Source organism: Thiohalorhabdus sp., assembly GCF_036628635.1.
GTDB lineage: Bacteria > Pseudomonadota > Gammaproteobacteria > Thiohalorhabdales > Thiohalorhabdaceae > Thiohalorhabdus.
The window spans coordinates 1-3,962 of record NZ_JAZKRM010000094.1 but is presented as its reverse complement, the minus strand read 5'-3'; the positions used below and the strand labels follow the sequence as shown (position 1 = coordinate 3,962).

The following is a 3,962-nucleotide window of genomic DNA, read 5'->3' as shown; positions in this document are numbered from 1 at the left end:
GGCCGGGAGGCCATGGAACGGGTGCAGTCCACCTTCCTCGACAGCTTCGAGGAGGCCCTCAAGACCTTCACCGAGGGCCAGCCCGAAATGGTCACCGAGTGGCGTGAGCCCCTGCAGCGGCTGACCCGGACCATCTGCGAGCGGGTCCTGCGCAAGGCCCTTGACGACGATTTGTCGGGCTACCTGGAGCGGCTGGTGGAGACCGGCCTGGAAACCCTGGAGTCGGCCGGCGAGCTTCGGGTGACCCTGGGGGACGTCACGCCCGGGCTGGTGGACGATCTGCGCGAGCGCCTCCAGGCCCATCCGGGGGTTTCCAACCTGCGGCTTCACATGGAGAGCGAGAAGCCCGCCGATTTCGTACGCATCGAGACCGACTACGGGATCGTCCAGACAACGCTGGATAGCCAGCTGGACCGCGTGGCGGCCGAGGTCGGCGAGGGGCTGGAGGGCTCATGAGCGGCCCCCAGGCGCCGGCTCCGGACTGGGACGGGGCTCTGGAAGGCGCTCGCTCGGCCCCCCTGTGGCGGGTGGACGGTCGCGTGGTCAAGGTGGTCGGTCCGGTGGTGGAGAGCCAGGGCCCTCAAGCCCGTGTGGGCGAGCTCTGCCGCATCCGCATGCCCCAGCGGGCGGATGTGGATGCCGAAGTGGTGGCCTTCAACGAGGGCCGCCTGCAGCTCATGCCGGTGGGCAGCACCGAGGGCATCGGCGTCGCCCTGCCGGTGGCGGGCACCGGGCGCGGTCCCGAAGTCCCGGTGGGCGACGATCTCATCGGGCGCGTCCTGGACCCCCGCTGCCGGCGGCCCTGGCCGGGCGAGGAGGGTGCCGGGCGTGACGGTGGCCCCGGGACTAGCGAGCGCATCCAGCCCTTGGACGAAGGGGAAGCCCTTGAGGAGGGGGAGAGCGCCCCCCTGTACCGTGAGGTCCTTAATCCCCTGACCCGTCAGCCGATTGACACGCCCCTGGACCTGGGGATCCGCAGCGTCAATGCCCTGTTCCCCGTTGCCCAGGGCCAGCGCATGGGGATCTTTGCCGGTGCCGGCGTGGGCAAGAGCACCCTGCTGGGCATGATGGCCCGTTACACCGAGGCCGACGTCAATGTCATCGCCCTGGTGGGCGAGCGGGGCCGGGAAGTGCGCGAGTTCCTGGAGCAGGATCTGGGCGAGGAGGGGCGCGCCCGCACCGTGCTGGTGGTCGCCACCTCCGACATGAGCCCGCTGCTGCGCATGCGCGCTGCCTTCATGGCCACCGCCATCGCCGAGCACTTCCGTGCCGAGGGCAAGCACGTTCTTTTGCTGATGGATTCGCTGACGCGCATGGCCTGGGCGCAGCGGGAGATCGGCCTGGCCGTTGGCGAGCCCCCCATCGACAAGGGCTATACCCCCTCCGTGCTCAATCTCCTTCCCCGCCTGCTGGAGCGGGCGGGCCGGGATGAGGGCCCGGGCTCCATAACCGGCATCTATACGGTGCTCATGGAGGGCGACGACTTCGAGGACCCGGTGGCGGATGCGGTGCGGGCCATCCTGGACGGCCATCTGGTGCTCGACCGGAATCTGGCCGATCGCGGCCATTACCCGGCCATCGACCCCCAGGCCAGCATCAGCCGCCTGGCGCCGCAGATTCGGCCGCCCGAAGTGGAGGAAAACGCCCGCAAGTTCCAGCGCGCCTGGTCCCAGATCCAGGAGGTGGAGGATCTGGTGCAGGTTGGCGCCTATCAGGAAGGGCAGCGCCCGGAGGTAGACCGGGCCCTGGCCCACCGCGACAAGCTGGAGGCCTTCCTGCGCCAGGAAGTGGACGAGCCGGAAACCCTGGAAGATGCCTGGAAACGTCTCGCCGACGTCGTCGCGCCCCTTTAGCCCGATGGCAGCCGCCTGACAAGGAGCCCGGATGGCCACCAACGGCAGCCGCGCATTCCGGTTGGCCAAGCTGCTCGAGCTGCGCGAGCAGCAGGTGGCGCTGTGTCGGGACCGCGTGGCGCGCTGCCGGGCGGAGCTCGAGCGCTGGCAGGCCCAACGTCGGGAGCTGGAGGCCCGCCGCTCCGCCGACGGTCTGGCGCCCGGCGGGGGCGTGGATCAAGGGGGGGCGGATCTGCAGCTGCGCGAGCAGGGCCGGCGCTGGTACCGACAGGAGCTCGTCCGCGTCGGCAAGGAAACGGAGCAACGCCGCCGGGATCTGGAAGCCGCCCAGGCCGAGCTGTGGCAGGCGGAGCAGCGGCGGGAGCGGCTCGACCAGCTGCGCCAGCGCTTCGAGGCCGAGCAAAAGCATCAGGACAAGCGGGCCGAGCGTCGCCGGCTTAACCGGTGGGCCCAGACCCCGAGCAACGGAAGCCCATGACCTTTTCCCTCCATTCCCGACCGAGAATCATCCTTCTGGGCCTGATCGCCGGGCTTGTGGTGGTGCGGATGGTGGCGGGCCAATTCGGGGGGGGCGAGGAAGCCGGCGTTCCCTCCGGTGATCCCCTGGCGAGCGCGCAGGCCCAGGCGGAGCCCGAAGGCGAACCCGAGGAGCAAACCGACCAAACCGAGCAGACGGAGCCGTCCCCGGATCGTCGGTCGGACCCGGGGGCGTTCACCGAGGAGGAGGTCCAGGTGCTCACCGAGCTTCAGGAGCGCCGCGAGGCCCTTGAAGCCAAGCGCGAGCGCAGGAAAAAGACCGAGGAGCGCCTGGAGATCCTGCGGGAGAAGGTGGCCGAGGACCTCGACCGCCTGGAGCGCTACCGCGACCAGATCCGGACGACCCTGAACAAAGAGGAGGAGCTCCGCACCGAAAAGATGGACCACCTGGTCAACGTGTACTCCAACATGGATCCCCAGAAGGCGGCCGAGCGCATCGATCGGATGGACCGCGAGACGGCCGTCAAGCTCCTGTCCCGCATGAAGGGGGAAGCGGCCGGCCGCATCCTGTCCTTCGTGGAGCCCGACAAGGCCAACGAGATCTCCCAGGACATGACCGGGATGATCGACGACATCCAATAGGCCTGCCTCCCGCCCCGGAAAATTTTGCCCACCTGCGGCATTGCCGTCCTGCCTCCTGCCCAGAACCCCGCTTTAGAACATTGTTTTTATTGGTTATAAACGAATGGCCCGGGCCTTGCTAGAGGGATAGCGGGAGGGCCAATCCATGAGCCAGATGCCTGTCCAATTCAATCCGGCAGCTCCGTCCCCCTCGACCAGCACCAGCGGGGGCGGCGACTCGTCTGCCAAGAGCGGGGGCGCCGGCTTCGATCGGGCGCTTCAGCAGGCCGCTACCGGCAAGGGTAGCTCGCCCTCGGGGGGTGGCGATGGATCGAACCGTCTGCCCGGGGATAGAGGTGCTTCCCGGGCCGAGGGCTCGGTCCGGCTGGAAGGCGCCCGGCAGGCGGGCGGCCATCCAGGTCCGGGCAACCCGGGGGAAGGCAAGGCTGTTCCGGGCCGGCTTAGCGGCAACCAGGACTCGGAAATTGCCCATAAGCTCGCCCAGCTAGGCCTGAAGGGCGGTCAGCCGGCGGTAGAGGGCGAAGGAGGCGACCGGCTGATGGCCATGATCCGGGATCTGCTCGGGCAGGGCCGGGCGGATGGCCAGACGGTTCTGGATCTGCTCGCCCAGTTTCGGGAAGGTGATAGCGAGGCCTCGTTGGCTGAGCTGCTCCGCGCCGATGCCGGCAAAGGCCAGAGCGACAAGGCCGCCCGTTTCGCCGCCATCCTTTCCCAGATGGGCGGCGGTGATGGCGCCGATTCCGGAAAGGCCGGCGAGGGCGCCGCCTCCTTGTCGGCCCTTTCCCTGGGTAGCTTTTCGGTTCTGGGCGATGCCAAGACCGGCGCTACCGGGCTGAAGCTGGTGCAGCCCCAGTCGGGCGGCAAGCAGGGCCTGGATTCCCTGGCCAACTTGCTTGGCGGTCAATGGCAGGGACAAGGGGGATCCGCGGCACGCGGTGAGGGGGAGGCCGGCAAGGGAATGGCCGGGGAAGGAAGCGCCCGGGATTCGGC

At 69.0% G+C, this 3,962-nt stretch carries 4 protein-coding genes and 1 pseudogene; all 5 read left to right on the top strand.

Features of this window, described 5'->3' with window-relative positions; translation table 11 throughout:
* Positions 1-456: FliH/SctL family protein (locus tag V5A19_RS13820; RefSeq protein ID WP_332327955.1), on the top strand; the 456-nt coding region annotated here is incomplete at its 5' end.
* Positions 453-1,853: a FliI/YscN family ATPase gene (locus V5A19_RS13815; RefSeq protein WP_332327954.1), complete on the top strand. Its 1,401-nt coding sequence runs from the start codon at positions 453-455 to the stop codon at positions 1,851-1,853. The genes V5A19_RS13820 and V5A19_RS13815, both read left to right, overlap by 4 nt.
* A 31-nt stretch (positions 1,854-1,884) precedes the next feature.
* A complete protein-coding gene (locus V5A19_RS13810; RefSeq protein WP_332319954.1) occupies positions 1,885-2,331 on the top strand; it encodes a hypothetical protein in 447 nt (148 codons plus the stop codon).
* Positions 2,328-2,972: a MotE family protein gene (locus tag V5A19_RS13805; protein WP_332319955.1), complete on the top strand. Its 645-nt coding sequence runs from the start codon at positions 2,328-2,330 to the stop codon at positions 2,970-2,972. Before V5A19_RS13810 ends, V5A19_RS13805 begins: the two co-directional genes overlap by 4 nt.
* Before the next feature lie 145 nt (positions 2,973-3,117).
* Positions 3,118-3,962 (top strand): annotated as a pseudogene (locus V5A19_RS13800) (hypothetical protein); the annotation flags it as partial.

Excerpts from the sequence above, each read along its gene's own strand:
- V5A19_RS13815 (WP_332327954.1), top strand. The coding sequence starts at position 453 with ATGAGCGGCCCCCAGGCGCCGGCTCCGGACTGGGACGGGGCTCTGGAA.
- V5A19_RS13810 (WP_332319954.1), top strand. The coding sequence starts at position 1,885 with ATGGCCACCAACGGCAGCCGCGCATTCCGGTTGGCCAAGCTGCTCGAG.
- V5A19_RS13805 (WP_332319955.1), top strand. The coding sequence starts at position 2,328 with ATGACCTTTTCCCTCCATTCCCGACCGAGAATCATCCTTCTGGGCCTG.